The 26,831-nt window shown below is 69.1% G+C and carries 18 protein-coding genes; 10 read left to right on the top strand and 8 right to left on the bottom strand.

The window, feature by feature from the left end; genetic code table 11:
* Positions 1–118: 118 nt before the first annotated feature.
* From CXK94_RS22655 to CXK94_RS14650, 3 genes are read left to right on the top strand one after another with little or no spacing between them, the layout of a single operon-like run.
* Entirely contained in the window at positions 119–247 is a 129-nt protein-coding gene (locus CXK94_RS22655) for a hypothetical protein (RefSeq protein WP_256046046.1), read from the top strand.
* A gap of 46 nt (positions 248–293) precedes the next feature.
* Positions 294–968: a TetR/AcrR family transcriptional regulator gene (locus CXK94_RS14655; protein WP_102894910.1), complete on the top strand. Its 675-nt coding sequence runs from the start codon at positions 294–296 to the stop codon at positions 966–968.
* Positions 969–975: 7 nt separating this feature from the next.
* Complete coding sequence (locus CXK94_RS14650; RefSeq protein WP_102894909.1) at positions 976–1,911, top strand: LysR family transcriptional regulator; 936 nt, start codon at positions 976–978, stop codon at positions 1,909–1,911.
* 144 nt (positions 1,912–2,055) lie between these two features.
* On the opposite strand, the gene CXK94_RS14645 is transcribed toward CXK94_RS14650, so the two are convergent.
* On the bottom strand, positions 2,056–2,991 hold the full coding sequence (locus tag CXK94_RS14645; protein ID WP_102894908.1) for a class I SAM-dependent methyltransferase: 936 nt from the start codon (positions 2,989–2,991) through the stop codon (positions 2,056–2,058).
* Positions 2,992–3,302: 311 nt separating this feature from the next.
* On the opposite strand from CXK94_RS14645, the gene CXK94_RS14640 reads away from it, so the two are divergent.
* The 6 genes from CXK94_RS14640 to CXK94_RS14615 are packed head-to-tail and all read left to right on the top strand — an operon-like array spanning position 3,303 to position 10,455.
* Positions 3,303–4,529 (top strand): MFS transporter, encoded by a 1,227-nt coding sequence (locus CXK94_RS14640; RefSeq protein ID WP_102894907.1) that lies wholly within the window; start codon positions 3,303–3,305, stop codon positions 4,527–4,529.
* Positions 4,530–4,563: 34 nt separating this feature from the next.
* On the top strand, positions 4,564–6,531 hold the full coding sequence (locus CXK94_RS14635; RefSeq protein WP_102894906.1) for a TonB-dependent receptor domain-containing protein: 1,968 nt from the start codon (positions 4,564–4,566) through the stop codon (positions 6,529–6,531).
* 58 nt (positions 6,532–6,589) lie between these two features.
* Positions 6,590–7,627: a FecCD family ABC transporter permease gene (locus tag CXK94_RS14630; protein ID WP_272868032.1), complete on the top strand. Its 1,038-nt coding sequence runs from the start codon at positions 6,590–6,592 to the stop codon at positions 7,625–7,627.
* Positions 7,628–7,631: 4 nt separating this feature from the next.
* Positions 7,632–8,678 (top strand): FecCD family ABC transporter permease, encoded by a 1,047-nt coding sequence (locus tag CXK94_RS14625; protein WP_102894904.1) that lies wholly within the window; start codon positions 7,632–7,634, stop codon positions 8,676–8,678.
* A complete protein-coding gene (locus CXK94_RS14620) occupies positions 8,678–9,514 on the top strand; it encodes an ABC transporter ATP-binding protein (protein WP_102894903.1) in 837 nt (278 codons plus the stop codon). The genes CXK94_RS14625 and CXK94_RS14620 overlap by 1 nt, the downstream gene beginning before the upstream one ends.
* On the top strand, positions 9,511–10,455 hold the full coding sequence (locus tag CXK94_RS14615) for an iron-siderophore ABC transporter substrate-binding protein (protein WP_102894902.1): 945 nt from the start codon (positions 9,511–9,513) through the stop codon (positions 10,453–10,455). The genes CXK94_RS14620 and CXK94_RS14615 overlap by 4 nt, the downstream gene beginning before the upstream one ends.
* An 869-nt stretch (positions 10,456–11,324) precedes the next feature.
* Here the strand turns inward: CXK94_RS14615 and CXK94_RS14610 are convergent.
* Genes CXK94_RS14610 through CXK94_RS14580 form a run of 7 tightly spaced genes read right to left on the bottom strand, consistent with a single transcriptional unit; the run spans position 11,325 to position 24,885 of the window.
* Positions 11,325–12,770, bottom strand: coding sequence for an amino acid adenylation domain-containing protein (locus CXK94_RS14610; protein ID WP_102894901.1), 1,446 nt, complete (start codon positions 12,768–12,770; stop codon positions 11,325–11,327).
* On the bottom strand, positions 12,757–17,325 hold the full coding sequence (locus CXK94_RS14605; protein ID WP_102894900.1) for a non-ribosomal peptide synthetase: 4,569 nt from the start codon (positions 17,323–17,325) through the stop codon (positions 12,757–12,759). Before CXK94_RS14605 ends, CXK94_RS14610 begins: the two co-directional genes overlap by 14 nt.
* 10 nt (positions 17,326–17,335) lie before the next feature.
* On the bottom strand, positions 17,336–18,094 hold the full coding sequence (gene dhbA / locus CXK94_RS14600) for a 2,3-dihydro-2,3-dihydroxybenzoate dehydrogenase (protein WP_102894899.1): 759 nt from the start codon (positions 18,092–18,094) through the stop codon (positions 17,336–17,338).
* Between the two features lie 10 nt (positions 18,095–18,104).
* Positions 18,105–21,206, bottom strand: coding sequence for a non-ribosomal peptide synthetase (locus CXK94_RS14595; RefSeq protein ID WP_102894898.1), 3,102 nt, complete (start codon positions 21,204–21,206; stop codon positions 18,105–18,107).
* On the bottom strand, positions 21,203–22,075 hold the full coding sequence (locus CXK94_RS14590) for an isochorismatase family protein (RefSeq protein WP_102894897.1): 873 nt from the start codon (positions 22,073–22,075) through the stop codon (positions 21,203–21,205). Before CXK94_RS14590 ends, CXK94_RS14595 begins: the two co-directional genes overlap by 4 nt.
* Before the next feature lie 12 nt (positions 22,076–22,087).
* Positions 22,088–23,716 carry a (2,3-dihydroxybenzoyl)adenylate synthase gene (locus CXK94_RS14585; RefSeq protein ID WP_102894896.1) on the bottom strand — a complete coding sequence of 543 codons (1,629 nt, stop codon included), beginning with the start codon at positions 23,714–23,716 and terminating at the stop codon, positions 22,088–22,090.
* The gene (locus tag CXK94_RS14580; RefSeq protein WP_180984429.1) at positions 23,713–24,885 is read right to left on the bottom strand and encodes an isochorismate synthase; all 1,173 of its coding nucleotides are present in this window, start codon (positions 24,883–24,885) and stop codon (positions 23,713–23,715) included. Before CXK94_RS14580 ends, CXK94_RS14585 begins: the two co-directional genes overlap by 4 nt.
* Before the next feature lie 243 nt (positions 24,886–25,128).
* On the opposite strand from CXK94_RS14580, the gene CXK94_RS14575 reads away from it, so the two are divergent.
* Positions 25,129–26,643, top strand: coding sequence for a sialate O-acetylesterase (locus CXK94_RS14575; RefSeq protein ID WP_102894895.1), 1,515 nt, complete (start codon positions 25,129–25,131; stop codon positions 26,641–26,643).
* Positions 26,644–26,831 lie beyond the last annotated feature (188 nt).

Genomic DNA, 26,831 nt, shown 5'->3' with positions numbered 1-26,831 from the left:
GGCCCGCCGTCGGCTGCCGCCTTCATGGGCCCTGCGAACCGGCGCGCCCTGCCGACCGTTGCCAATTCGCTGGAGGATGGGCCTGGGTATTGCAGCGCAAGCGGAACTGCTGCATCGAATGCCGAAACTCGTGCAGAATCTGTCCGGCTCGGCCATCACTGCGGCGGCCTGCACGGCCATCCTGCCGGACCTGCCGCCGCGCGTACGGCCCGAGCCCAGCATCGTCGCCCACGCGCACCAGGCCTGAGCCCACTGTAGTGGCGCACGTCACCGCGCTCTTCGGATAAGGGACTATGAACAAGAACGAAGCACCCCAGCCGCTCTACACCGCCACGGGCAAGCCCGCCGGCCGCATCCGCCAGAAGAACGAGGAGACCATCCTCAACGCAGCGGCGGAGGAGTTCGCCCGCTACGGCTTCAAGGGCACCAGCATGAACGCCATCGCCACCCGCGCCGGGCTGCCCAAGGCCAACGTGCACTACTACTTCAACAGCAAGCTGGGGCTGTACGTCGAGGTGATGCGGCACATCCTCGAACTCTGGGACACCGCCTTCGACGACCTTACCGTCGATGACGACCCGGCCAGCGCGCTGGCCGACTACATCCGCCTCAAGATGGAGTTCTCCCGCCGCCATCCGCAGGCCTCGAAGATCTTCGCCATGGAGGTCATCAGCGGTTGCGAATGCCTGTCCGAGCACTTCAACCAGGACTACCGCAACTGGTTCCGCGGCCGTGCGGCGGTGTTCGATGCCTGGATCGAAGCCGGCAAGATGGACCCGGTCGACCCCATGCACCTGATCTTCCTGATCTGGAGCGCGACCCAGCACTACGCGGACTTCTCCGACCAGATCCGGCGGATCACCAACAGACGCATGACCAAGGCCGACTACGCCCGGGCCAGCGACAACCTGATCCAAGTCATCCTCAAGGGCTGCGGGCTCGCCCTGCCGACCGACAGCCGCCGCTGAGGCACCCGTGCCGTCCCGGTTGCGCATCCATTCGCCGGCGATCCATTACTTCGACATGGTGCGCCGCTGCCAGTCCATCCGCGAGGCCTCGCGGCGGCTCAACGTCGCCTCCTCGGCGGTGAACCGGCAGATCCTCAAGCTCGAGGACGAGGTCGGCACGCCGCTGTTCGAGCGCCTGCCCGGCGGGCTGCGGCTGACCGCCGCCGGCGAGATCTTCGCCCGTCACGTCATCGTCGTGCTGCAGGACACCGAGCGGGTGCGCTCCGAGCTGGACGCGCTGCAGGGCCTGCGCACCGGCCACGTGGAAATCGCCACGATCTCGGGCGTCACCTCCGACCTGCTGCCCTGCGTGCTGCAGCGCCTGCGCGAGCGCTATCCGCGCATCACCGTGGGCGTCACCAGCCTGGGCTCGCAGGCGATTCCCGAGGCGGTCACCCGTGGCCAGGCGGACATCGGCCTGGCCTTCGCCCTGCCGCGCACCGCCGAGCTGCAGCAACTGAGCGTCGGCCACTTCCGCCTCGGCGCCATCGTCGCCCCCGAACATCCGCTAGCCGGGCGCCGCGAGGTGAGTTTCGCCACCTGCGCCGAGCACCCGTTGATCCTGGCCAAGAGCGAACTGTCCATCCACCACCTGCTCGGCCCGCTACTGGCGCGCACCGGATTGCGGCACAAGGCCGCGCTGGAAACCGGCTCGGTGGAACTGGCACTGCAGATGGCCAAGCGCGGCGCCGGCGTCGCCTTCCAGACGCGCATCGGCATCGAGGCGGAACTGGCCAGCGGCACGCTGGTGCACGTACCCCTGAACGACGGCGGCGCGGTGTTCAGCGATCTCGGCGTCTACGTGCGCAGCTCGCGCTATCTGCCAGTGGCAGTGGACGCCTTCGTCCGCGCCCTGGGTGAGGAAATCGCCGCGCGTGAGGCGCAGGAAGCCACGGGAACGTAAGTGGCGCGGCGCCCAACGAGTGCAATATCAGCCGCAGCTTCGGCCGGGTGTTGGGCTTCGCCGCTTCGCGGCTCAACCCAACCTACGTGCAAACCGGGCAGGTTGGGTTGAGCGAAGCGAAGCCCAACGCACGCGCGCCGGAGTTCAGCGGACGAACACCAGCGCCTTCAGGCCGCTGTCCGGGTTCACGTCGGGGAATTCCGGGGGGTTGTCCAGGCGCCGCTCGAAGCGCAACTGCGGGGCCTCGGCGGCCATGCCCTCGACCAGGAAGGCTGGAGCGACATCCGGATCGTTGACGCAGGCCAGCACCTGGCCTCCCGGATTCAGCAGTTCTGGCAAGCGGCGCAGGATCTTCCGGTAATCGCGGCTCAGCGCGAAGCTGCCCTTCTGGAACGATGGTGGGTCGATGACGATCAGGTCGTAGGGACCGAGCTTCCTCACCTTGCCCCAGGACTTGAACAGCTCGTGGGCGAGAAAGCTGACCCGGCTGAGCTCATGGCCGTTCAGGCGGTGGTTCTCGCGCCCGCGGCTCAGCGCCGCGCTGGCCATGTCCAGATTCACTACATGCTCGGCGCCGCCGGCAAGCGCCGCGACCGAAAAGCCGCAGGTATAGGCGAACAGGTTGAGCACGCGTTTGCCTTGCGCGTTTTCCTGCACCCAGGCACGCCCATGGCGCATGTCGAGGAACAGGCCGTTGTTCTGCTTGCGGCCCAGGTCCAGCGTGTAGCGCAAGCCGTTCTCGTCGATCTGCCACTCGGCGAGCACATCGCCCAGCAACGCCTCGGTCGTCGCCTCCGGCAGGTAGCGATGCTGCAGTAGAAGGTGCTGAACTTGGAGCTGCCGCCATGCCGGGGATTCGGCCAGCGCTCGCAGCATCCGCTTCAGCGCCTCCAGTTCCGCCGCGCCGGGGTCACGAAACAGCGCGACCAGCAGCACGCCCTGCAGCCAGTCGACGGTGATCTGTTCGAGCCCCTGCCAGCAGCGACCACGGCCATGGAACAACCGGCGGGTTTCGCTGGGGGCCGGGTCGAGGCCGCGAAGCAGGTGCTGTTGCAGGATGGCGAGCGCGTCGGCGTGCATGGGCATATTCGGTCAGGCGTGGGGCGCGGCATTCTAGCAGCGCCGGCCGACCGTTGCGGCAAAGCGAGCGATTGCGGCAAAGCGTCGCGGCTCGCTGCACACGCGGGGAAGCAAACGATCCGCCGGCACGGCAGCGCTGGCTGGCGCTACCCGGGTCACAACGGCCATCGGCGGTGGGCATGAGCCCCCTCGCCCGGCAGGCGGCCGGATTGCAAACTTTCAGTCACAATCCACTAATGAGAACGATTAGTATTTGAAATAGCATTTACCATTGCATAAGATGCAGCCGCCTTCAGCCACTCAAGCGCGCGATGCATATGGATGCAGCTCGACAACCGAAAGCCGCCGTGCACCTGGCCATGCTCATCAACATGCTGTCGATCGGCAGCCTGATGATGGTGATGCCGCTCGGTCCGGATTTCGTTCGCGCGCTGGGCATACAGGCCAGCCACATCGGCTATATCGCCGGCGGCGCCACCCTGGCATCGGCCCTCAGCGCGGCACTGGCTGCCGCCTGGCTCGACCGCCTGGACCGCAAGCGGACCCTGGTCACCCTGTTGACGCTGCGCTTCGCCCTGCTGCTGAGCTGCGCGCTGGCCAGCGACCCCGCACAGCTGATCGGCCTGTTCGTGCTCTCCGGCCTGGTAGCGGGACCGATGGGGGCGGTGCTGATGGCGGCCATGCTCGACCTGATCCCGCCGGCCGAGCGCGGGCGCCGGCTCGCCTACGTCGCCATGGGCTATTCGCTGGCGGCCATCGTGGTGACGCCGGCGGCGCTGGAACTGGCCGCGCGCGGCGGCTGGCAAGCCCCCTTCGTATTGTTCGGCGCAGCTGGAGTGCTGCTCGCCATGCTTTGCCAGCTGTCCTTTCCCGCACCGCCGCCACATATACGCGCGGCCGGCAGCATCCGGCCGCTGCTGCGTTCGCCACTGTGCCTGGGCGCCCTGGCCATCGTCGCGCTGCAGATGTTCGGCCACTTCCTGCTGGTGCCGCATTTCTCCAACTACTTCCAGTTCAACCTCGCCTTTGCGCGCGAGCACATCGGCCTGCTCTACCTCTGTGGCGGCCTCGCCAGCCTGGCGGCGATGCACCTGGGCGGCGTGCTGATCGACCGCGGCAACGCGGTGGCGGTCGTCCTGCTCAGCAGCGGCCTGCTGGCGGCCATCACCCTGCTCGGTTTCGTGCTGGTGCCAGGGCTTTCGCCGTTCCTGGTGTTCACGCTGTTCATGGCGCTGGGGGCGGTGCGCACCAGCAGCACCCTCACCATCGCCGCCGGCATTCCGCAGCCCCAGCAGCGTGCGGCCTTCATGGCCCTGCAGGGCACCGTTTCGAACGTCGCCTGCGGCCTCGGCAGCCTGTTCTCGGCGGCCTACCTGGGCGCGGGCGCCGGTGGCCGCCTGATCGGTTTCGACGATCTGGCCTGGCTGTATGCCGGCGCCGGAACAGCCACCGGTATCGGCGTGTTGTGCCTGCTGCGCGGCCTCGGGCAGCGCGACGCAAAAACACAAGGCGGGACGCAACCTGCCGGGGAATCGTGATCAGTTCTGCAACCAATCGGCAATGGAGTCTGCAATGCAACCTGTACGAACAATCGGCCGTCCGCGGCACCTGTCCCTGACCCTGCTCGGCAGCCTGCTGCCGTTCGCGGCGCTGGCCGACACCCCGGCTACCACCCTGGAAACCCAGGTCATCACCGCCACCCAGACCGCCCACAGCGAACTCAGCGCACCAGCCAGCGTGTCGGTGGTGACCCGCGACGAGCTGGACAGATACCCCGTCTACAACCTCGCCGACGCGGTGAAATACCTGCCCGGCGTGCATATCAGCCCGTCCTCCACCTACGGCCGCAAGGAAATCAAGCTGCGCGGGATGGATTCGGACTACACCCTGCTGCTGGTCAACGGCCGCCGGGTGAATTCCCGCGAGGCGCTGACCTCCAACTACGCCAACGACTTCGACCTGTCGTCGATCCCCATGGCCGCCATCGAGCGCATCGAGGTGATCCGCGGGCCGATGTCCTCGCTGTACGGCGCCGATGCCCTGGGCGGTGTGGTCAACGTGATCCTGCGCCAGCCGACGGACAAGACCGAAGCCGGCATCGCCTACGGCTACGAACACCCGACCGAAGGCGACTCCGGCGACAGCCACAAGGCCAGCGGCTACCTCAGCGGCGCGCTGATCGACAACAAGCTGCGCGGCAACCTGATCGTCGAAACCACCGACCAGGCGGCCTGGGGCTCCGAGCAGACCGTCTTCGCCAACACCGATGCGGTCGAGAAACGCCAGAACGGCAGCGCCTTCGGCACCCTCAACTGGCTGCTGGACGAGCGCCAGAGCATCGACCTGGACATGAGCTACCGCAGCGACGACCGCAAGGCGATCTGGAACAACTCCGGCGTGTCCTTCCCCACCAACATCCAGGAAATGGACCGCTGGACCCTGGGCCTGGCGCACAACGGCAACTGGGACGGCTTCAACACCCGCCTGCGCTACTACTACGAAGACGTCGAGCTGATGGACGACTCCGAGATCATGACCAACCTGCGGGGCGTGAAGGGCGACGTGCAGCAGAAGAACCACACCGTCGACGGCCAGGTCAGCGCCTTCCTCGGCAACCACCTGCTCACCCTGGGCAGCGAGTTCCGCCGCATCGAACTGTCACACAACCAGAACCTGGGTTCGGATACCGAAGTCGACCAGAAGGCCGTCTACCTGCAGGACGAATTCTCCATCGGCCGGCTCGACGTGACCCTGGGCGGCCGCTGGGACGACCACGACAGCTTCGGCGGCGAGTTCAGCCCGCGCGCCTACGGCGTCTACAACCTGACCGACAACTGGGTCATCAAGGGCGGCGCCGGCAAATCCTTCAAGGCGCCGAGCATCTACCAGTTCGACGAGACCTACGGCGTGCTGGCCTGCCGCGGCATGTGCACCCTGGTCGGCAACCCCGACCTGAAACCGGAAACCGCCACCAGCTACGAGCTCGGCACGCTCTACCAGGACCAGCGCATGGAGGCCGGCATCATGTTCTTCGATAACGAAATCGAGGACATGATCTACACCGACAGCTGGCGCGCGGGCTACCGGCCAAGCGTGATGACCTACACCAACGTCGACAAGGCGCGGGTCAGGGGCTACGAGCTGCAGGGCCGCTACGCCTTCAACGATGCCGTCGGCCTGCGCGCCAACTACACCTATGCGGACGCCGAGAACCGCGAGACCGACGAGCCCCTGCGCAACACGCCGCAGCACATGGCCAACATCGGCCTCGACTGGCAGGCCCTGGACAATCTCGCCCTGAACCTGGACTACCAGTACACCGGCTGCCAGTACGTCTACGTCTCGGCCGCCCAACCGGAAGTCGAGACCGGTGCCTTCCACACCGTCAGCCTCGGCGCCCGTTACAAGGCCACCCGGGAGCTGACGCTCAACGGCGGCCTCAACAACCTGACCAACGAAAAACGCGACGACGTCGCCCAGTCGATCGACAACATCCTCATGGGTCGCACGTTGTTCGTCGGCTTCAGCTACGACATCTGATCCGCCCATGCCCGGCGGCACGGGCCGCCGGGCGCAACCGGAGCGCTGCACATGAACCATGCCACGCACTGATCACGCCATGCCGGCCCTGCAGAAGGCCGTCCTCGCCGGCGCGGGCGGCCTGTTGCTGTCGCTGCTGGCGCTGTCGCTGGCCACTGGTGCCGGCGTCTATGGCGCCGACGCGGTATTCGGCTACCTGCTCGGGCAGCCGGAGCGCCTGGCCGACGACAAGCTCGCCATGGTCGTCGACACCCTGCGCCTGCCGCGCACCCTCGCGGCGCTGGTGGTCGGCGGCAGCCTGGCGATCGCCGCCTCGCTGCTGCAGAGCGCCACGCGCAATCCCCTGGCCGAACCCGGCCTGCTCGGGGTGAACGCCGGCGCGGTGCTCGGGCTGGTGATCGGCCTGATCCATTTCGGCGTCGAATCCACCCAGGGCTATCTGCTCTGGTCCGGCCTCGGCGCCCTGCTGGGCAACCTGATCGTGCTGGGCGTCGGCCTGATGCTCGGCCAGGCCAGTCCGCTCAAGCTGATCCTCGCCGGCGTGGCGCTCGGCGCCATCTTCGGCGGGCTGGCCAACTTCATGCTGCTGTCCACCCGCGTGGCGCTGGAGCAGTTTCGTTTCTGGAACCTGGGTTCGCTGTCGGCCTCGCGCCTGGATGCCGTCGCCACGGTCAGCCCGCTCGCCGTGCTCGGCCTGCTGCTGGCGGCGTTCCTCTGCCGCCAGCTGACCCTGATGCAGATGGGCGACAGCCAGGCCCGTGCGCTGGGCATCCACACCACCTGGGTGCGCCTCGGCGTGCTGGCGGCCTCGACCCTGCTGACCGCCTGCGCCATTTCCCTGGCCGGCCCGGTGGGCTTTCTTGGCTTCCTCGCCGCCTACTGCGCGCGGCTCGTCGAGCCGGTGGCGCTGCTGCGCCAGCTGCTGTTCTCGACGCTGTTCGGCATGCTCTTCCTGCTCGCCGCCGACGTGCTCGCACGCTGGCTGATCCAGCCCTTCGAATTGCCGGTCGGCACCCTGCTGGCGGCACTCGGCGCGCCGACGCTGATCGCCATCGTATTGCGCGGCGGCTTCCGTGCCCTGCTGACGGTGAGGTAGCCCGATGACGACCCTGCCCTCCCCCTCCGGCGTCTGGACGCTGCGCATCGGCGGCCTGAGCCTGCTGCTGCATCGCCGCACCTGGCTGGTTTCGCTGGCGCTGCTGGCGTTGCTCGCCACCCTGGCGGTGCTGGCCATCAGCCTCGGCAGCGGCAACCTGGGCCTGCGCGACGTACTCGCCACCCTGGCCGGCCAGGGCGGCAAGCTGCAGGAGATCATGGTGTTCAAGATCCGCCTGCCGCGCGTCGCCGCCGCGATCGTCGCCGGGCTGGCGATGGGCATGGCCGGCTGCCTGATCCAGACCCTGGTGCGCAACCGCCTGGCCACGCCAGACATGATCGGCGTCAACGAGGGCGCCTCGCTGGCGGTGGTCGTCTTCGCCCTCTACCTCACCCTCGGCAACTGGCCCTGGTGGGCGTCGCCGCTGGGCGCCGTGCTGGCCGCCGCCGCGCTGTTCGCCCTGTGCCGGCGCCCCGGCGAGCAGGGCTACCTGTTCATCGTCATCGGCATTGCGCTGTCCGAACTGATCGGCGCCATCGGCGACTTCGCCATGTCGACCCAGCCGCTGGTGCACCTGGGCAGCATCTACCTGTGGACCATGGGCCACTTCGCCGGTGTCAGCTACCAGACGGTCAGCCCCATCGCGCTGTTGCTGGTGCTGCTCTGCCCACTGATGGCGCTGCTCAACCGCCCGCTGGCACTGCTGCGCTTCGGCGACGCCACCGCGCAGAACCTCGGCATCCGCGTGCCGGCGATCCAGCTCGGCGTGCTCGCCCTGGCGATCCTGGTGGCGGCGCTGGGCACGGCGATCGGCGGGCCGGTGGTGTTCATCGCCATGGCCGCGCCGATCCTGGCGTCCTGGCTGGCACGTGACAACCTCGCGCCGATCTGGCTGTCGGCGCTGTGCGGCGCGGTGCTGCTGCTCGGCAGCGACACGCTGGTGCGCGTGCTCGCCCAGCCCGAAGAAATCCCCACCGGAATCATGACGCGGCTGCTCGGCGGCATCCTGCTGCTCGGCCTCTTGATCAAGGACAGACGAGGAGCCGACTGATGACCGCCCTGCGTGCAGAAAACCTGCATTTCGCCTACCAGGACAAGGTGGTGCTCGACGACCTGTCCTTCAGCCTGCCCCGCGGCAAGCTGATCGGCATCGTCGGCCCCAACGGCAGCGGCAAGTCCACCCTGCTCAAGCTGCTCGCCCGCCAGCTGCCGCTGCAGCGCGGCACGGTGGAAGTCCACGGCAAGCCGCTGGGCCACTATTCGCTCAAGGCGCTGGCGCGCGAGCTGGCCTTCCTGCCGCAGCGCCCGGTGCTCGCCGAGGGCATCCGCGTCGAACAACTGGTGCAGTACGGCCGCCATCCGCACCAGGGCTGGTTCAACCAGTGGAGCGCCGAAGACGCCCGCCAGGTGGCACGCGCCCGCGAGGCGATGCAGCTCGACGCCATCTGGCAACGCAATGCCGCCTCGCTCTCCGGCGGCCAGGCGCAGCGGGCCTGGCTGGGCATGATCCTGGCGCAGGACACCGACCTGATCCTGCTCGACGAACCCACCAGCGCGCTGGACATCGGCCACCAGGCCGAGGTGATGGAAGCCGTGCACGGCATCGCCGTCGCCGGGCGCACGGTGCTCATCGTGATCCACGACCTGGGCATCGCCGCGCGCTACTGCGACGAGCTGATCGCCCTGGCCGACGGCCGCATCCAGGCCCTGGGCCCCGCCCGCGAGGTGATGACCAAGGCGCTGGTGGACCGCCTCTACGACACCGACGTCGACATCCTCCACGCCCCCGGCGACGGCGCCCCGGTCATCGTGCCGCGTCGCCGCCGGGCCCTGGCCGCGCATGCCGAGGCACTGCTCGAACATACCGAAAAGGAAGCTACGCCATGATGCCCACGATCTACCGGCGCCTCGCCGCCACCTTACTGGCCGGCCTGCTCGCCCTGCCTGCCATGGCCGAAACCCGCCAGGTGCAGGATGCCTTCGGCAATACGGTAAGCGTCCCCGTCGCGCCCAAGCGCGTCATCACCCTCAGCGAGATCGACCTGGACACCGCACTGGCGCTCGGCGTCACCCCGGTCGGCACCATCAACGGCCGTGGCCAGGCGGCGCCGCCACGTTACCTGGACGGCAAGCTGCCGGCCGGGATCGAGGTGGTCGGCGACATCGACAATCCCAACCTGGAAACCCTGCTGGAACTGGAGCCCGACCTGATCCTCACCGGCCCGGTGAAACCCGAGCAGCTGGCGATCCTCAACGAGATCGCCCCCACGGTGATCACCTTCAGCTGGGCGCGGCCCTGGCAGGAAAGCATGCAGCGCACCGCCCAGGCGCTGAACCGCGAGGCCGAGGCCAAGGCCGTGCTGGCACGCTACTGGGCGCGCATCGAAGAGGCACGCAAGCGCCTCGCGGGCCATCAGGGCGAGACGCTGAGCATCGTGCGCTGGAACCCCAAGGGCCCGTCGTACATGTTCCTCGACGCCTTCTCCAGCTCGGTGGTCGAGGACATCGGCCTGGTCCGTCCAGCGCACCAGCAGGACCCCGGTCATACCCACTCGATGGCCCTGAGCCTGGAGTCGCTGGAACTGCTCGATGCCGACTGGCTGGTGATCGGCACCCTGGCCACCAGTGGCGAGGCGGTCGAGGCCATGCAGCAGGCCGAGCAGACCCCGGCGTTCCGCCAGTTGTCGGCGATCCGGGCCAAGCGTTTCGGCGCGGTGGACGGCTCGCTGTGGACCTCGCTCGGCGGGCCGCAGGCGGCGCTGCAGGTGATCGAGGATGTCGAAGCGCTGCTCGGCAAGGCGGGTGCCGAACCGGTGGCCAGGGATTAGGATCGAGGCGAGGCCGATCGGCCTTTTTTCACGTGCATCGCGCTTTCTCGGGGAAGCAAAGCTTGAGATCGGATTGGTAAGTTAGTGTGTGCTGAATGAAAGTTTTGCTTTCATGGCGGTTGGCGCGTTGCTTGAGAGATTGGTTTCGCCTGCTGGGCGACTCACTTTTTTCAATCGCGAAAAAAGTAAGCAAAAACGCTTGCCCCTGCATCCGGCCCTGCGCTTCGCTCCGGGTCCGTTCTCTCCATCGCCGCTCCAGGGGCACGCCGCGAAGGGACGTCCCTGTCCCTTCGCGTCTCTCGCGGCGTCCATGCCGCTCAACCCCCTACGCAACGATTCCGCTCACCCTCCTGAAGGGGCGTTGGGCGTCGCCTGATGGTTCGTGCAAAAAAAGCTCAAAGCAAGCATCAACGATCTTCCAGGCGGCTCGGACTCCATTCCCCGTCAGGAGGCCGAGTGGAGGTGTCGTGCAGGGGGACGCGAGGCAGGACGCCGAGCGAGGAACGATGGACGGGGCCGCCGAGGTAGGGACGTCCCATCGTGACGGCCCCCGGAGCGGCACCGGAAGGAGGGAAGTCTGGCTGCGCAGCGGACAGACTCGGATGTCGGGTGCCCTTCTTCTTTGGTTACTTTCTTGTTGGGCAAGCAACAAGATACGGAGCATAGCGGAGTAACAGCTGCAGGCTGGCCCGAAGGGCGAGCGAAGCGAGTCAAGTGACTCGGCCGGGGGGGCCGAAACCAGAAGCATCAGGCACACTCAATAAGCGCCCTGATCACCGAGGTGCAAGCCCAGACCAGATGCCAGCATCACCCAAACTTGCCAATCCAGTATCAAGCTCCATGCCTCATGAAAGTTGCGAAGATCCTTTTTACACCGGCTCGGGCAACCGCTTACGATCAATCTTCCCGCTGGCGGTCTTCGGCAAACACCCCAGCAACACGATGCGCCCCGGCACCATGTAGTGCGGCAGGCTGCGCTGCAGCGCGCGGCGGATCGCCACCCGGCTCAGCACGCCCGGCTCGCGCAACTCGACATAGCCCACCAGGCAGGCCTCGTCACCCTCGCCATGCAGGCGCACTGCGGCATCCTGCACACCGGCCAGCCGGCGCAGGCTGGCCTCGATCTCGCCCAGCTCGATACGAAAGCCGCGCAGCTTGATCTGGTCGTCGCGCCGCCCACGATACTGGTAGACATCCTCGCCGACGCGGCGCACACGGTCGCCGGTGCGGTACAGGCGCCGGCCCCGCCAGGTGATGAAGGCCTGCGCGCTGAGGTCGTCGCGCCGCCAGTAGCCGTCGGCCAGCGACGGCCCCTCGATACACAGCTCGCCCTCGCCGCCCACCGCGACCGTCTCGCCGTGCTCGTCGAGCAGCCAGTGGCGGTAGCCGTCGAGCGACTGGCGCAGCAGCACGCCGGCCTCGCCGAGCGGCAGATCGATGCGCGCCATCAGCGACCACACGGTGGCCTCGGTCGGGCCGTAGCAATTCCACAGCTGGCCGACACAGCCACCCAGGCGGGTCGCCAGCGTGGCATCCAGCGCCTCGCCGCCGCACAGCGCCAGAAGTCCGGGCCGCCCTTGCCAGCCGGCCTTGAGCAGCATGCGCCAGAACGCCGGGGTGGCCTGCAGGGTGTTGAGGTCGCTGCGCCGCTCGAGCACTTGCAGCAGCTCCACCGGGTCCTTGTGCGTCGGCGCGCAGATCACCTCGACATAGCCGCCGCGCCAGAGCGGACCGAGCATCTCCAGCAGCGAGATATCGAACGCCGGGGTGGTGGTGAACAGCCAGCGCGTCGCCGGGCCGATGTCCAGGCGTGCGGTCGCGGCGGCGAGGAAGTTGGCCAGCGCGGCGCGGTTGATCACCACGCCCTTGGGCCGGCCAGTGGAGCCGGAGGTGAACATCATGTACGCCGGCAGGCGCTCGTCCTGCTCGGGCCATTCCAGCTCGCCGGCCAGCCCGGGACGCAGCTGCCAGGTTGGCTGCGCGAACGCCACCGGCTGGTCCTGCAGCACCAGGCTCAGCTGCGCATCGGCGGCGATGCCCTGCAGCCGTTCGAGGGGGAATTCCGGCTCCAGCGGCACGAAGCACAGCCCTTCGCGCAGGCAGGCGAGCACGCTGGCGACCAGGTCCGGCGAGCGCTGCAGGTGGATGCCGACGCGCTCGCCGGCCCGCAGGCCGCACCGGCGCAGCTGCATGGCGATGGCCGCGACCCGCGCCTGCAGCTCCGCATAGCTGAAGCTGTCACCCAGGCAACCCAGCGCCGGGCGAGCGGCATGACGCTGGAACTGCTCGGTGAAGTGCCGCTCAAGCGTGTTCATGGCTGACCTCCGCGTGTTCGGCCAGCGCCAGCAGATTGGCCTGCAGCAACGCCAGCAGTTGATCGTTCAGCTCGGCACGCAGGCGGCCGATCTGGCGTAGGGTCAGGCGGCCGTCGAATACGCCGCCGTGCAGGCTGATCAGCTCCGCCGAAGGGTTGTCCGCCGCGCTCGGCCGGCCGGGGGCGATGGGCAGTGCCTGCCAGTCGTCCGTGCCGCTCTGGTAGACGCCGAGGTAGTTTAGCGCCACCGCCGGCAGCGGCAGCTGCGCCCGAAACTCAGGATTGGCGCGCAGCGGCAGGTAGCCGACACCCTTGTCCGGCACCCTGCGCAACTGTTCGGCGGCGTGGCGCAGCAGCTGCGGCCAGTCCGCCCGGTCGCACAGCGCCAGCGGGAACATGCTGGTGAACCAGCCGACCGTGCGGCTGACATCCAGCGCCGGATCGATGGCCTCGCGGCCGTGGCCTTCGAGCATGATCCACTGCCGTTCGCCCAGCCCGAGCCCGTGCAGCGCGCGGGTCAGCGCGGCCAGCAGCAGCTCGCGCAGGTCCACGGCAAAATGCCGGGCGGCCTGCTGCAGCTGGCGCGTCACGGCCTCGCTCAGTTCCAGCTTCTGTTCGCGTGGCGCGCCGCTGCCCGCCCAGCCCGCCGGCGGCGCCTCGGGCATGCCGGCCAGTTCGGCCCGCCAGTACGGCAGTTGTGCCTCGGCACGCCGGGTATAGGCGGCCAGCCCCTCGCCCCACTGGCGATAGCTGCTGGTCTTGGCCGGCAGCGCCTCGCCGCGCGCCAGCCGGCGCAGGTCATCGACCAGGATGCGCCAGGACACCGCATCGATCACCAGGTGATGCACGGCGATGAACAGCCCGCACATGCCGCCGGCGAGGTTGTCGAGCAGCGCCCAGGCCAGGCTGCGCCCCTGCTCCGGCTGCATGTGCGCCTGCAGCCCGGTCAGCGCCTGCTGCAAGCCGTCCTCGCCGAGCGCCGCCGCGTCCAGCCGCGCCGGTTCGCTCAGCGCCACATGCGCCAGGTAGCGCTGGCCGTCGGCAGTCACCGCCAGCCGCAGCGCATCGTGGTGGCGCAGCAGTTGGCGCATGAAATCCATCAACTGCAGGGCCTCGATGCCGGCCGGCAGGCGCAGCACCACGCCCTGGTTCCAGTGTTGCGGGCTGGCGAACGGCTGCTCGAAGAACCAGCACTGGATCGGTTGCAGGGCGAATGCCTCGCCCGCCAGCACGCCCTGCTCGGCACGGATCGCCACGTTCTCACGCGGCTGACCGAGCACGCGGCACAGCCGGCGCACGGTGCGCGCCTCGAACACTTCCTTGACCGTGCAGGCATGGCCGGCATCGCGCAGGCGGGTAGTCAGTTGGATGCTCAGGATCGAATCGCCGCCGAGGGCGAAGAAGTCGCTCTCGACCCCGAGCGGCCGCTCCAGCACGCCCTGCCAGATCGCCAGCACTTCGGCTTCCAGCGCATCGGCCGGTGCTACCGGGGCGGCCTCCTCGGCCAGCTCCACCGGCGGCAGACGGCGCAGGTCGAGCTTGCCGTTGGCGGTCAGCGGCATGCGTTCGAGCAGAATCAGCCGCACTGGCACCATGTATTCCGGCAGGCGCCGCGCCACGTCCTGGAGGATGGCGTCCGCCTCCGGCACGGCTGCGCCCGGCTTGGCCGAGGCGTAGGCCAGCAGAGCCTGGCGCCGGCCCTCGCGGGCGACGATGACCTTGATCTGCTGCAGCGCCGGGCAGCCGATGCCCAGCTGCGCCTCGATTTCGCCGGGTTCGATGCGATAGCCGCGCAGCTTGATCTGCTCGTCGATGCGGCCGAGGTACTGGTACTCGCCGTTGCCCAGCAGGCGCGCGCGGTCGCCGGTGTGGTACAGGCGTACCCTGACCCCGGCGATCTCGTGCTCGCGGAACACCGCGGTGCTGCGCTGCGGCTGGTTCAGGTAGCCGCGTGCCAGGCCCAGCCCGGCCAGGCACAGCTCGCCCGGTACGCCGACCGGGCACAGGCAGCCGTGCGCATCGAGCACCAGCGCCTGCATACCGTCGATCGGCTGGCCGATGCTCGGCGTCGCGCCGGGTTCGATGAGCTTGGTCAGCGCAGTGACGGTGGCTTCGGTCGGACCGTACATGTCGATCAGGCGGAACTGCCGGCCCCAGCGCTCGGCCAGCGCCGGCGGGCAGGCCTCGCCGCCGAAGCCGATCGCCTTCATCGCCGGCAGCGGCCGCGCCGGCAGGGTCGCCAGCAGCGCGGTGGCGAAGATCATGTGGCTGGTGCGCGTGCGCTCTATCTCGTCCAGCAGCCCCTCGCCGGGGTCGGCCCAGAGCAGGCAGGCACCGTGGCTCAGCGGCAGCAGCGCGCACATGTTGCCGGCATCGAAGGACAGCGACATGCAGTCGAGCATGCGGTCGCCCGGGCCGATGGCGAGGCGACGGCCGTGGTCCAGCAGCAGGTTGGCCAGCGCGCCGTGCTCGACCATCACGCCCTTGGGCAAACCGGTGGAGCCGGAGGTGTAGATCACCTGCGCCAGCTGCTGCGGTTCGTCGCGGCGCGGCGGCGGAGCGGGCGATTGTGCATCCAGTTGCGCGCACAGCGCGGCGGCGCTCAGGTCGACCCAGCGCAGATCGCCCAGCGCGAACGGCGCGGCGCCGGCACCGAGCAGCAGGTCGAGCCTGGCGTCGGCGACGATATGCGCGATGCGCTCGGCCGGGTAGTCCGGGTCCAGCGGCACGTAGGCGCAGCCGGCCTTCCACACCGCGAGCGCGGCGACGGCGAAGGCGTTCTCGCGCCGCGCCAGCACCCCGACCAGCGCCCCAGGCTGGCAGCCCTCGGCCTGCAGCCAGTGCGCCAGGCGGTTGGCCCGCGCATCGAGTTCGGCGTAGCTGATACCGCCTGCGCCCTCATGCAGCGCCACGGCCTGCGGTTGTCGACGTGCCCAACCCTCGAACAGCGACAGCGGCGTCAGCCCAAGCGGGTAGGCCTTCGGTAGCGCCGCCAGCCGCTCGCCGGTGGCGCGCAGCAGTTCGTCGTCGAGCAGCGGCAACTGCCAGATGTCCTGCGCGGGGTCGGCGACCACCGCCTGCAGCAGCCGCAGCAGGCGGCTGGCGTAGCCTTCGACGGTGCCGCGCTCGAACAGCGCGGTGGCGTACAGCCAGTCGATGCGCACCGAGTCCATCAGCTCGGTGACCTTCACCGAGATATCGGTCTTGGCCGGCAGCGCCGGGGAGGTTTCCTCCACCGCATTGCATCCGGGGATCAGGTCGTTGAAATCCACCCGCGCCTGGTACACCAGCATGATCTGGAAGATCGGGTTGATCGCCGTGTGGCGGTCCATGCCCAGCGCCTCGCCGAGCGCCTCGAAGCGGTACAGCTGGTGGTCGAAGGCTTCCAGGTCGTCCTGCCGGCACTGGCGCAGGTAGTCGCTGAACGATTGCTGCTCGGGCAGCTGCGTGCGCAGCACCAGGGTATTGACGAAGAAGCCCACCAGCGCCTCGATGTCCGGGCGCTCGCGGTAGGCCAGCGGCGTGCCGATCACGATGTCGCGCTCGCCGCTGTGGCGCGCCAGCAGCAGCGCGAACAGCGCGTGCAGGCCGATGAACGGCGAGGCGCTGTGGCGCTGGCAGAGCTGCTTGAAACGCGTCCACAGGTCATTGTCGATGGTCGAGAACACCAGCGCGCCGCCGCTGGTCTGCTGCGCCGGGCGCGGCCGGTCCAGCGGCAGGCTGTGCACCTCGGGGATGCCGGCCAGGCGCTCGACCCAGAACGGCTTGTACTCGGCGTGGTAGTCGCGAAACAGCGGCGAGTTGAACCAGTGCGCGTAGTCGATGAAGGTCAGCGGCGGCTCGCCCCAGTCCAGCGGCTGGCGGTTCTGGTAGGCGAGGAAGGCGGTCTTGAGGTCGGCGAACATGTTCTTCACCGACCAGCCATCGGAAATGATGTGGTGCTGGTTGATCAGCAGCACGTGCTCGCGCGCGCCGAGGCGCAGCAGGTGCACGCGGGTCAGCTCGCCGCTGGTCAGGTCGAATGGCCGCTCGATTTCCTCGCGCACCCGTTCGGCCACCCGCTCCTCGCGGGCCGACGCCTCCAGCCCGGTGAGGTCTTCGTGGACCAGGGCGAAGCCGCGATGGGCGAAGATGCGCTGCTCGCCCTTGCCCTCGGCATTGCGCACAAAGCACGTGCGCAGGCTGGCGTGGCGCTGCACCAGGGCATCGAAGGCGAACGCCAGCGCCGCCACGTCCAGCTCGCCGTCGAGGCGGAAGAACACTGGCATGTTGTACAGGTGCGAGTGCTCCTGGTACTGCTCGATGAACCACAGCCCGCTCTGCGACGAGGACAGCGGGCCGGCCTCGGCGTGGCGCGGCTCGATGGGCGCCTCGAACGCCTGGCGCGCCCGCAGGCAGCGGACGATGGCGTCGCGGTGGTCGCGGATCAGCTGGCCCAGTTCGGGCGTCAGCGCCTCCTGGCTCGACTGCGAGACCAGCTGGCCCTGGGCGTTGAGCGCCAGGTGTACGCCTTGCCCGGCGAGCTGCCGGAGCAGACCGATGATGTTGTCGTGCATCTGCTACCTCTCAGGCTGCCAGGGTGGCGCCGCCGTCGACGACGATGTCCTGCAGGGTGATATGGCTGGCCAGGTCCGAGGCGAGGAACAGCACCGTGTTGGCCACCTCCTCGGGCGTGGCGATCTTCTGCAGCGGGATGCCGAGCTTGAACTGCTCGGGCAGGCCGGCGATGGTCCGCGCCCGGCCGCTGTCGTCGGCCCACATGCCGCGCTGCATGGCGGTATCGGTGGAGCCCGGCGACACCAGGTTGCAGCGCACGCCGAAGCCCGCCAGCTCCAGCCCGGCGGTGCGGATCAGGCTGCTCAGCGCGGCCTTGGACGCCGCGTAGGCCGCCATCTGCATGCGCGGTACCCGGGTCGCGTTGCTGCTCACCGCCACCACCGCGCCGCGGCGCTGCGCACGGAAGCGCGGCAGCAGCTCGCGCAGCAGGTAGAACGGCCCGGAGACGTTGACCCGCAGCGAGTCGTCCCAGTCGGCCAGGCTCAGTTCCTCGATCGCGCCCAGGCGCAGGATGCCGGCGACACTGGCGAGCACGTCGATGCCCTGCCCCGGCGCCAGCAGCTCGGCGCAGGCCCGGCGCACCGCCGCGGCGTCGCTGACATCGAGCACACAGGTGCGGTAGCCGTAGTCGCACTCCGGGAAGGCCCGGTCCAGCCCGAGCACCTCGCCGCCGAGCCGGGCGAAACCCTCGGCCACCGCGCGGCCGATGCCCTGGCCGGCGCCGGTGACCCAGATGCGCCGCCCGTGAAAATCCATCTGCTGTGTCATCCGCCTCTCCTCACCAGACCGTTTCCACCTGCGCTTGCCCCTGCCGCAGGCGGCTGTCGAGGAAGCGGCAGAAGTCCGCCAGACAGGGGTTGTCGAACACGTCCGAGACCTTCACCGCGGTGCCGAACTCGGCGGCCAGGCGGTTGACGATCTGGATCGTCTGCAACGACTGGCCGCCGAGTTCGAAGAAGTTGTCCTGCGCCTGGATGCCGCCGACGCCGAGGATCTGCTGCCAGATGGCGCTGACCCGCTGCTGGGTGGCATCGTCCAGCGCCCGCGTGGTCGCGCCCTGCAGGTACTCGGCCTGCAGGCGCTTGCGGTCGAGCTTGTTGCTGCCGGTGCGCGGCAGGGCGCGGTAGTGGCGGTAGTCGGTCGGCACCATCGCCGCCGGCAGCACCTGGCCCAGTGCGCGGCGGATCGCCCGCAGGTCGTCGCAGGGGCCGGCGACGAAGGCCACCAGCCGGCGCAGGCCGCCGCCCAGTTCCAGGCCGAGCACGCAGGCTTCGTCGACGCCGTCCAGCGCCAGCAGGCGCGCCTCGACTTCGCCGGGCTGGATGCGGTAGCCGCTGATCTTGAATTCGTTGTCCAGCCGGCCGAGGTAGACCAGCTGGCCATCGACGTGGCGCACACGGTCGCCGGTGCGGTAGACCATCTCCTCCTGCGCGCCGATGCGCAGGCGGGCGAAGGCCGCGGAGTCGCTGTTGAGATAACCGTTGGCCAATTGCGGACCGCAGAGCACCAGCTCGCCTTCGGCGGCCGGGCGGTCGCCGCGTTCGAGCACCAGCGCCTGCACCGTCGCCAGCGGCTGGCCGATGGGCAGGCAGGCGGCGCTGGCATCGACCTGCTGCAGGTCGCAGCTGCTGGCGACCACCGTGGCCTCGGTCGGCCCATAGGTGTTGATCAGCCGCAACTGCGGCCCGGCCACGCGCTGCCAGGCGGCCAGCTGTTCGGGGAATACCGCCTCGCCGCCGATGATCACCGTCTTCAGCCCGGCCGGAATCCGTGCCTGGCCGCTGCGCAGCGCCACCACCCATTCGTTCCAGAACGCCGTGGGCAGGTCGACGATACCGATCGCCTGCTTCTGGAGCCCATCGACGAAGGCATCGATCGACTGCAGCAGCGCATCGGTGCGCAGCACCAGGGTGGCGCCGGCGCTCAGGCTGACGAAGACTTCCTCGATGCTGGCGTCGAAGTTGAACGGCGCGAACTGCAGCATCCGGTCGTCCGCCGTCACGCCGTAGCGCAGCCGCGCCGCCGCACTGAAATGATCCAGCGCGCGATGGCTGATCTCCACGCCCTTCGGCGCGCCGGTGGAGCCGGAGGTGAACATCAGGTAGGCCGCCGCCTCGCCGCTGCGCGGCGCATGCCGGCGCTCATGGCTGGCGAGCTGGCCGAGCAGCTGGATCGGCCCGGTGTAGCTGTCCGCCAGGCGATGGCGGTAGGCCGCCTCGGTGATCACCCGCGCCAGTTGCGCGGTGGTGCAGATCAGCCGCTGGCGCTCGGCCGGCTGCTCGGCATCCAGCGGCACGTAGACGGCGCCGGCCAGCAGCACGCCGAGCAAGGCGAGGATCGCCTCGGGCGAACGCGCGAGCATCACCCCGACCCGCTCGCCGGGCCGCACGCCCTGCTCCGCCAACGCCGCGGCGATTTCCTCGGCGCGCGCCAGCAGCGCGGCATAGTTCAGCCGGCGCTCGCCCTGGCACAGCGCGATGCGCTCCGGTTGGCGTTCGGCGTGGCTGCGGATCGCCGCCAGCACGCTGGGCACCTCGCCCAGCTGCGCCTGCTCGGCTGGCGGCGCGTTCAGCCGCTGGCGAAACCGGTAGTCGGCCATCCAGGCCTCGAGCAGCCTGTCGCGCGGCGCCTCGGGTTCCGCCAGCCAGCGGCCGAGCAGCTCGAACAATTCTTCCTGCAGCGCTTGCAGGTGCGCGGCGCTGTAGCAGGCCGGGTTGGCGTCGTAGTCCAGCTGCGGGATGCCGTCGGTGCCGACCTGCACCTCCAGGGTCAGGTCCTCCACCGGCCCGGCGCTGAGGTTCAGCGTGCGCGCCGGCAGCTCGCCGTAGGCCAGCGGGCGGTCGAACGGCATGATGTTGACCAGCGGGCCGAACAGCCGCTGCTCCCCGCCGACGCGCCCGAGGTCGCGGCGCAGCGCTTCGTAGCGGTAATGCTGGTGCTTGCGGCTGCCACGGCGCAGCTTGGCGATGCTCCGGGCGCTGGCGATCAGGTCGGCGCCACCGTCCGTTTCCAGGCACAGCGGGGCGATGTTCATCTGCATACAGGGCACGTTGAACGCGGCCGAGCCGATGCGGTTCATCACCATCAGCCCGAGTACCTGGGCGTCGCTGCCGCTGACCTGGCGCAGTTGGGCACTGAGCCCGGCCAGCAGCAGGTCGGCCCAGCCGACGCCATGGGCTTGGGCGGTGGCGTTCAGCGCCTGCCACAGCGGCGCCGGAAAGCGCGCGCCGTGGCGGACGAAGGTCGCCGAGATCGGCGCGCTGCGCTCGCTGAAGCTGACTGGCGCCGGCAGCCGCGAGAAGGCCTCCAGCCAGTAGCCGCGCGCGGCGGCGGTTCGCCCCTGGGCGTCGCGCGCGGCGTCCTCGGCGAGCACCTCGGCGTAGCGGCCGAAGCCGCAGGCTGGCGCCGGCTCGCCGCGCACGGCGGCGCCGTAGAGTTCGGCGATGCGCTGGTAGAGCAGGTTGGTGCCGTAGCCGTCGAGGGCGATGTGGTGCACGCAGCTGTAGAGGAAATCCTGCCCGGCGGCCTGCAGCAGCACGAAGCGGCAGGCCAGCTCGCGCTCCAGGTCGAACGGCTGGCGGATGTCGGCCAGCGCCCAGTCGCGCACCCAGGCCTCGGCATCGGCGAACGCCGGCACGTCCAGCCGTGCCACGTCCAGCGGCAGTTCGCAGGGCTCGAAGAATACCGCCTCGCCGTCGACGACATAGCGCCCGGCCAGCGCCTCGCATTCGCCCACCGCCCGCCGCACGGCGGCGATCAGCAGCGGCGCCTGCACCGTGCCGGCGAAGGCGATGCATTCGGCGGTGTTGAACATGGCGCGGTCTTCGTTGAGCAGGTAGCCGTACCACAGGCCCTGCTGCGCATTGCCCAGCGGCCTCATGCGGCACCTCCGTGCTGCTGGATCTGCGCCCACCAGCCGTTGAGGGTCGGCGTCTTGGCCAGGTCGGTGAAGCTCAGTTCCAGCCCCTGCTCGCGCCATTCGCTGAGCAGCGCCATCACCTGGATCGAGTCCAGGCCGTAGTCCAGCAGGTTCTCGTCGGGGTCGAACGGCTCGTCGATCTCGTCGAGCATGCCCAGCAGGCGCGCCTGCAGGGCCTCGCGGGTCAGCGCCAGGCGCGCCGCGCGGCCCAGTTCGAGCACCTCGCGGCATTCGATGACCCGGCCGCAACGGGTGGCCACGTAGTTCAGCGCCATCTGGTGGTCGGCCTGGCTGAAATCGGCGATGCCGTCGGCCAGCAGGAACGGCTGGATGTCGCGCATGAAGGCGTCGCAGGCGGTCATCAGGCAACCGATGTGGCCGTAGATGCCGCCGATGATCAGTTGGTCGCGGCCCAGTTCGCGCAGCATGTGCTCCAGCGGTGAACGCTGGAAGGCGCTGTAGCGCCATTTGACCAGTACCGTGTCGTCCGCCGCCGGCGCGAGGCCGGTGACGATGCCCTGGCGCGCCGGGTGCTGGGTGAGGCCGGGGCCCCACATGTCGTTGAGCAGCGCCCGCTCGCCGGCGGCCTGCTGGCCGGGCTGGGCGGTGTAGACCAGCGGAATGCCCAGCGCCTTGCAGCGCTCGCGCACGGCGGCCAGGCGCTCGACCAGCGCGGTGACGAAGGGGCTGTCCGCGCCCCAGAAATCGCAGAAATAGTCCTGCATGTCATGGATCAGCAGCACCGCGCGGCCAGGTTCGACCGGCCACTGGACTTTGTTCACCGCCCATTCGGCCGGCAGTGCGTAAGGCGTGAGAGAGGGAATAGCCATGATGCGAAGTCCTTATTCGGTAACGGTCAATCGTTCGGCGAGGTGGCGGCGCAGGCGGGTCTTGTCCACCTTGCCCACCGCCGTCATGGGCAGTGCGGCAACCCGCTCGATGCGGTCCGGCAGCTTGTAGTCGGCGAGCCCGAGGCCACGCAGGTATCTGCGCAGGGCGACGCCCTTGAGCGCCGGGTCGGCGCTGACGACGAAGGCGCAGCTCTTCTCGCCCATCGTCTCGTCGGGCATGGACACCAGCGCGGCGTGGGTAACGGCCGGGTGCGCCATGAGCAGGTTTTCCACCTCCTCGGCGGCGATCTTCTCGCCGCCGCGGTTGATCTGGTCCTTGATCCGCCCGACCACCACCAGGTAGCCGTCCGCGCGCAGCTGCACCAGGTCGCCGGAGCGGTAGAAACCCTCGGCGTCGAAGGCCTGGGCGTTGTGTTCGGGGCTCTGGAAGTAGCCGCGGATGGTGTAGGGGCCGCGGGTCAGCAGTGCACCGACCTGCCCCGGCGCCACCGGACGGCCGTCGCGGTCGACCACCCTGACCTCGTCGTCCGGGCTCATCGGCCGGCCCTGGGTCAGGTAGACGTGCGCGTCGTCATCGTCCAGGCGGGTGTAGTTGACCAGCCCCTCGGCCATGCCGAACACCTGTTGCAGGCGACAACCGAGCACCTGCGGGATGCGCCGCGCCTGCGCGTCCGGCAACCGGGCGCCGCCGACCTGCAGCAGCCGCAGCGACGCCAGTTCGACCTCGTGGCCGGGCGCAGCCTGCAGCCACAGCGACAGCGCCGGCGGCACCAGCGCGGCGACGTCGACCCGCTGCGCGGCGATCAGCGGGAAACAGCTGGCCGGGCCCGGATCGGGCGCCAGCACCACGCGCCCGCCGGCGACGAACACGCCCAGCGCGCCCGGCGAGCTGAGCGGGAAGTTGTGTGCCGCCGGCAGCGCGCAGAGGTAGCGGGTGTCGCGGTCGAAGCCGCACAGCTCCACGCTGCGGCGCACGCTGTAGTAGTAGTCGTCGTGGGTGCGCGGGATCAGCTTCGGCGTGCCGGTGCTGCCGCCGGAAAGCTGGAAGAACGCCACCTCGTCCGCCGGCGTCGGCGCGAAATCGCGCTCGGCCGCGACCGGCTGCAGCCAGGCCGCCAGGCTGCGCTGCGCCTGGCCATCGGCGTGCAGCAACGGCGTGTCGAGCTCCGGCACCCGTTGCTGCAGCTCGGCGAGGAACAGGTCGTCGTTCCGGAACAGCGGGTGCAGGCGGCTGGCGATCAGCAGGCGCGGGCGGATCTGTTCGGCATAGGCGTGCAGCTCCAGCCGGCTGTGGCTGAACAGCGCGTTGACCGGCGCGATCCCGGCCTTGAGCAGGGCGAAGAAGACGATGTACAGCTCGGCCTGGTTGCCCAGCTGCACCAGCGCCCGATCGCCCTGGCCGAGGCCGTGGTTGGCCAGGCGCCGGGCGAGGTTGCTGGACAGCGCATCCAGCTCGGCGTAGCTCAGTTCGCGCTCGCCACAGACCACGGCGATGGCGTCCGGCTGCGTTTCGACCTGGACCGCGAGCATGTGGCTGAGCGGCTCGCCGATCCAGTAGCCGGCCTGCCGGTAGCGCTCGGCGAACGCGGCGGGCCAGCGGGTGAAGGGAATCAGGCTCACACCGCCTCCTTGTCGAGGCCGAAGGCGGCGAGCATGGTGCCGAGCTTGGTGCCGGTCTCGTGCCACTCCGCTTCCGGGCAGGAGGCGCTGACCAGGCCGGCGCCGGCGAACAGGCGCACGCGGGTCTGCTGGATGATGCCGCAGCGGATCACCACCGCCCACTCGCCGTTGCCGGCGGCATCGCACCAACCGACGATGCCGCCGAACACGCCACGGTCGAACGGTTCCAGTTCGGCGATCACCTGCTTCGCCGCGGCGGTGGGAAAGCCGCACAGCGCCGGCGTCGGGTGCAGCCGGCAGGCCAGGCGCAACGCGGACAGCTCGTCCTCCAGCTCGCCTTCGATCTGGGTGGACAGGTGCCAGAGCCTGGCGGTCTTGAGCAGCGTCGGCGCCAGCGGGACGCTCAGGCTGCGGCACAGCGGGCGCAACTGGCCGGCCAGCTCCTCGATGACCAGGCGGTGCTCGTGCTGGTCCTTGGCCGAATCCAGCAGTCCTCGCGCCGCCCACTCGTCCGCCAGCGGATCGTCGGAGCGCCTGGCCGAGCCAGCCAGCGGGTTGCTGGCAAACGCCCGGCCGCGCTTGCGCAGCAGCAATTCGGGGCTGGCACCGATCAGCACGCCGTCATCGGGCAGCTCGACGGCGAAGTGATAGGCCTCGGGATTCTGCTGGCGCAGGCCCTGGAAGATCGTCTGCGCGCACGGCGGCTCGTCGAACTCCAGCTGCAACAGCCGCGACAGCACCGCCTTGTCGATACGGCCGGCGCGCAGCAGGTCCAGCGCCTGGTTGACCGCTTGGCGAAAACCATCGCGGCCCGGCTGCTCGATACAACTGCGCGCCGCACCACAAGGCAGGCCGCAGATCGACGTCGGCGGCGACGCCGGCGGCAGGAAGGCCAGGTGCCGCGGTACGAACAGCTGCGACGGCTGCCACTTGTCGAAGGGAATCACGCCGACCACGGCGGGATTGCCCAGCCCCGCCGCGCGCGCCTCGCCCAAGGCCTGCTGCACGCTACGTTCGAGCGCCTGGCCATCCTCCTCGGCCGGCGTCGCCAGCGTGGCGAAACAGCCGCTGGCCTCGACTCCGCCCGACGGCGAATAGAAACGGAAACTGGGAGCGAATATGCGGCCCCGATGGGAGCCAGAGGGTACAGCGTGAGCCCATGCGTTCACCGCGACCTCCTCTTAAGTAAACTTAATCAGAATTATTATCATTTGCGATCAAGACAGCGAATGTAGCCAGACGCCGTAGATGCGTCAAATTATTTCAAGGCGATTTGCGCAGCCGATCGAAGTGTCAAATAGCCATCGCCGAAGGCCACGTGACACCGAACTTCTGCAGCGGGTCATCGTCGAAACGGCTTCCAGCAAGAGGCAAACGGAGCCGAAATGCGGTCGAAACGGGACGAGAAACCAATGGTGTCGTGCGCCCTGCCCCGGGCAGGAAAGCGCCCTGCGCGACGTGGCGGATACCTGCGCAGCGGAGTCGTCGCGCTGCTGGCGGCGACCATTGCCCTGCCCGCCTTCGCGACGAACGGCCCACTCGCCGAGCGCGACGCGCAGAACAAGCGCCTGAGCGCACAGCTGATGGCGGAGCCGAACCGGCTGTCGGCCGCGCCGACGGCGAAGTACAACCACATCATCACCTACGGCCAGTCGCTCGCCTCGGCGGCCGAAGGCTGGCCGGCGTTGTCCAGCCAGCCGCGCTACGACAACCTCATGCTCGGCCAGGCGGTGCGCTCGGCGACCTACAGCGGCGCCGCGTTCAAGCCGGTCGGCGAGGCCGCCTTCGCCCCTCTGCGGGCGGTGGTGCAGCGCAAGGACGATGCGCAGGTCATCCTCGAACGGGACCAGGTCGCGCAGCTGGACGCGCACGCCCAGGAGGAAGGCGAATCGGTGGACGTCGGCGCGCTGAACATGGCCCGGCGCCTGTACCTGCACCAGCACGGCAGCGATACCGATCCCGAGCACCTGTTCGTCGCCAGCAACGCCTCGACCTCCGGCCGCTCGATCACCCAGTTGTCGAAGAGCGGTGGCACCCACGAATACCGCCGGGTGACGCAGGCCATGGACCAGGCGAAGGCACTCGCCGACGCCGAGAACGCCAGCTACGCCGTCAGCGCCTTCTTCTGGATGCAGGGCGAATACGACTACTCGCAGACCAACGGCGGGGTGAACGACAAGGCCCGCTACAAACAACTGATGCGCCAGCTGCGCGATGACCTCTACGCGGACACGCGAGCCCTCACCGGGCAGCCACAGATGCCGGCCTTCATCAGCTACCAGACCGACGCCAAGTCCTCGGTGAAGGACGGCTCGCTCGCCGTCGGCATGGCGCAATGGGAACTGGCCCGGGAAGAGCCGAACTGGTTCCTTGCCGGCCCGGTCTACCCCTACGTCGACAAGGGCGTGCACCTGTCGGCGAATGGCTACCGCTGGTTCGGCCAGATGCTCGGCAAGGTCTACCACCACGTCGTCGTCGAACGAAAGAACTGGCAGCCGCTGGCGCCGCGCCAGGCCACCGTGGACGGCCGCGACGTGCTGATCGACTTCCACGTCCCGCACCCGCCGCTGGCCTTCGACAAACCCTACCTCGGGCACACGGCCAGCGAGGTGAAGAACAGGGGCTTCCTGCTCTACGACGACCAGGGCGAAGTCCCCATCGCCGCGGTGGAGCTCGCCGCCGACACCATCGTCCGCCTGCGCGCCGGCCGCGAACTGAGCGGCCAGCCGCGCATCACCTACGCCAGCTACCAGGTCGGCGGCGCCGGCCAGCTACGCGACAGCGACCCCATGCGCGCCGACGCCAGCTACGAATACCTGCCCGAACTCATGCCCAAGGAAGCGAACATCGAGGCGCTGGTGGACAAGCCCTACCCGCTGCACAACTGGAGCATCGCGTTCGATATCGAGGTGGATGCTGAGCGCTGAAGTCAGGACATCTTAGTGCTTGCGGACCGGCAACCTCCTCTCAACCCAGCGCCTGACCAGGCTTGCACACCGCCCACCGGTGCCAATCAGCTTTGCTGCCGCTCGTGAATACGGGCGTCGTACCCGATCGATGATCTACCAGCCAAGCCCTTCGAAACTGGCGGGAGGGTCGCCTCCCGTCGCAGACT

Source organism: Stutzerimonas stutzeri, assembly GCF_002890915.1.
GTDB classification, from domain to species: Bacteria; Pseudomonadota; Gammaproteobacteria; order Pseudomonadales; family Pseudomonadaceae; genus Stutzerimonas; species Stutzerimonas stutzeri_AF.
Note: the sequence above shows the minus strand (reverse complement) of the source record. Positions and strands in the feature narration are given on the sequence as shown.

What these genes read in the sequence shown, in the direction of transcription:
- CXK94_RS22655 (WP_256046046.1), top strand. Translation starts at nt 119, where the DNA reads ATGCCGAAACTCGTGCAGAATCTGTCCGGCTCGGCCATCACTGCGGCG.
- CXK94_RS14655 (WP_102894910.1), top strand. Translation starts at nt 294, where the DNA reads ATGAACAAGAACGAAGCACCCCAGCCGCTCTACACCGCCACGGGCAAG.
- CXK94_RS14645 (WP_102894908.1), bottom strand. Translation starts at nt 2,991, where the DNA reads ATGCACGCCGACGCGCTCGCCATCCTGCAACAGCACCTGCTTCGCGGC.
- CXK94_RS14640 (WP_102894907.1), top strand. Translation starts at nt 3,303, where the DNA reads ATGCATATGGATGCAGCTCGACAACCGAAAGCCGCCGTGCACCTGGCC.
- CXK94_RS14635 (WP_102894906.1), top strand. Translation starts at nt 4,564, where the DNA reads ATGCAACCTGTACGAACAATCGGCCGTCCGCGGCACCTGTCCCTGACC.
- CXK94_RS14630 (WP_272868032.1), top strand. Translation starts at nt 6,590, where the DNA reads ATGCCACGCACTGATCACGCCATGCCGGCCCTGCAGAAGGCCGTCCTC.
- CXK94_RS14625 (WP_102894904.1), top strand. Translation starts at nt 7,632, where the DNA reads ATGACGACCCTGCCCTCCCCCTCCGGCGTCTGGACGCTGCGCATCGGC.
- CXK94_RS14620 (WP_102894903.1), top strand. Translation starts at nt 8,678, where the DNA reads ATGACCGCCCTGCGTGCAGAAAACCTGCATTTCGCCTACCAGGACAAG.
- CXK94_RS14615 (WP_102894902.1), top strand. Translation starts at nt 9,511, where the DNA reads ATGATGCCCACGATCTACCGGCGCCTCGCCGCCACCTTACTGGCCGGC.
- CXK94_RS14610 (WP_102894901.1), bottom strand. Translation starts at nt 12,770, where the DNA reads ATGAACACGCTTGAGCGGCACTTCACCGAGCAGTTCCAGCGTCATGCC.
- CXK94_RS14605 (WP_102894900.1), bottom strand. Translation starts at nt 17,325, where the DNA reads ATGCACGACAACATCATCGGTCTGCTCCGGCAGCTCGCCGGGCAAGGC.
- dhbA (WP_102894899.1), bottom strand. Translation starts at nt 18,094, where the DNA reads ATGACACAGCAGATGGATTTTCACGGGCGGCGCATCTGGGTCACCGGC.
- CXK94_RS14595 (WP_102894898.1), bottom strand. Translation starts at nt 21,206, where the DNA reads ATGAGGCCGCTGGGCAATGCGCAGCAGGGCCTGTGGTACGGCTACCTG.
- CXK94_RS14590 (WP_102894897.1), bottom strand. Translation starts at nt 22,075, where the DNA reads ATGGCTATTCCCTCTCTCACGCCTTACGCACTGCCGGCCGAATGGGCG.
- CXK94_RS14575 (WP_102894895.1), top strand. Translation starts at nt 25,129, where the DNA reads ATGGTGTCGTGCGCCCTGCCCCGGGCAGGAAAGCGCCCTGCGCGACGT.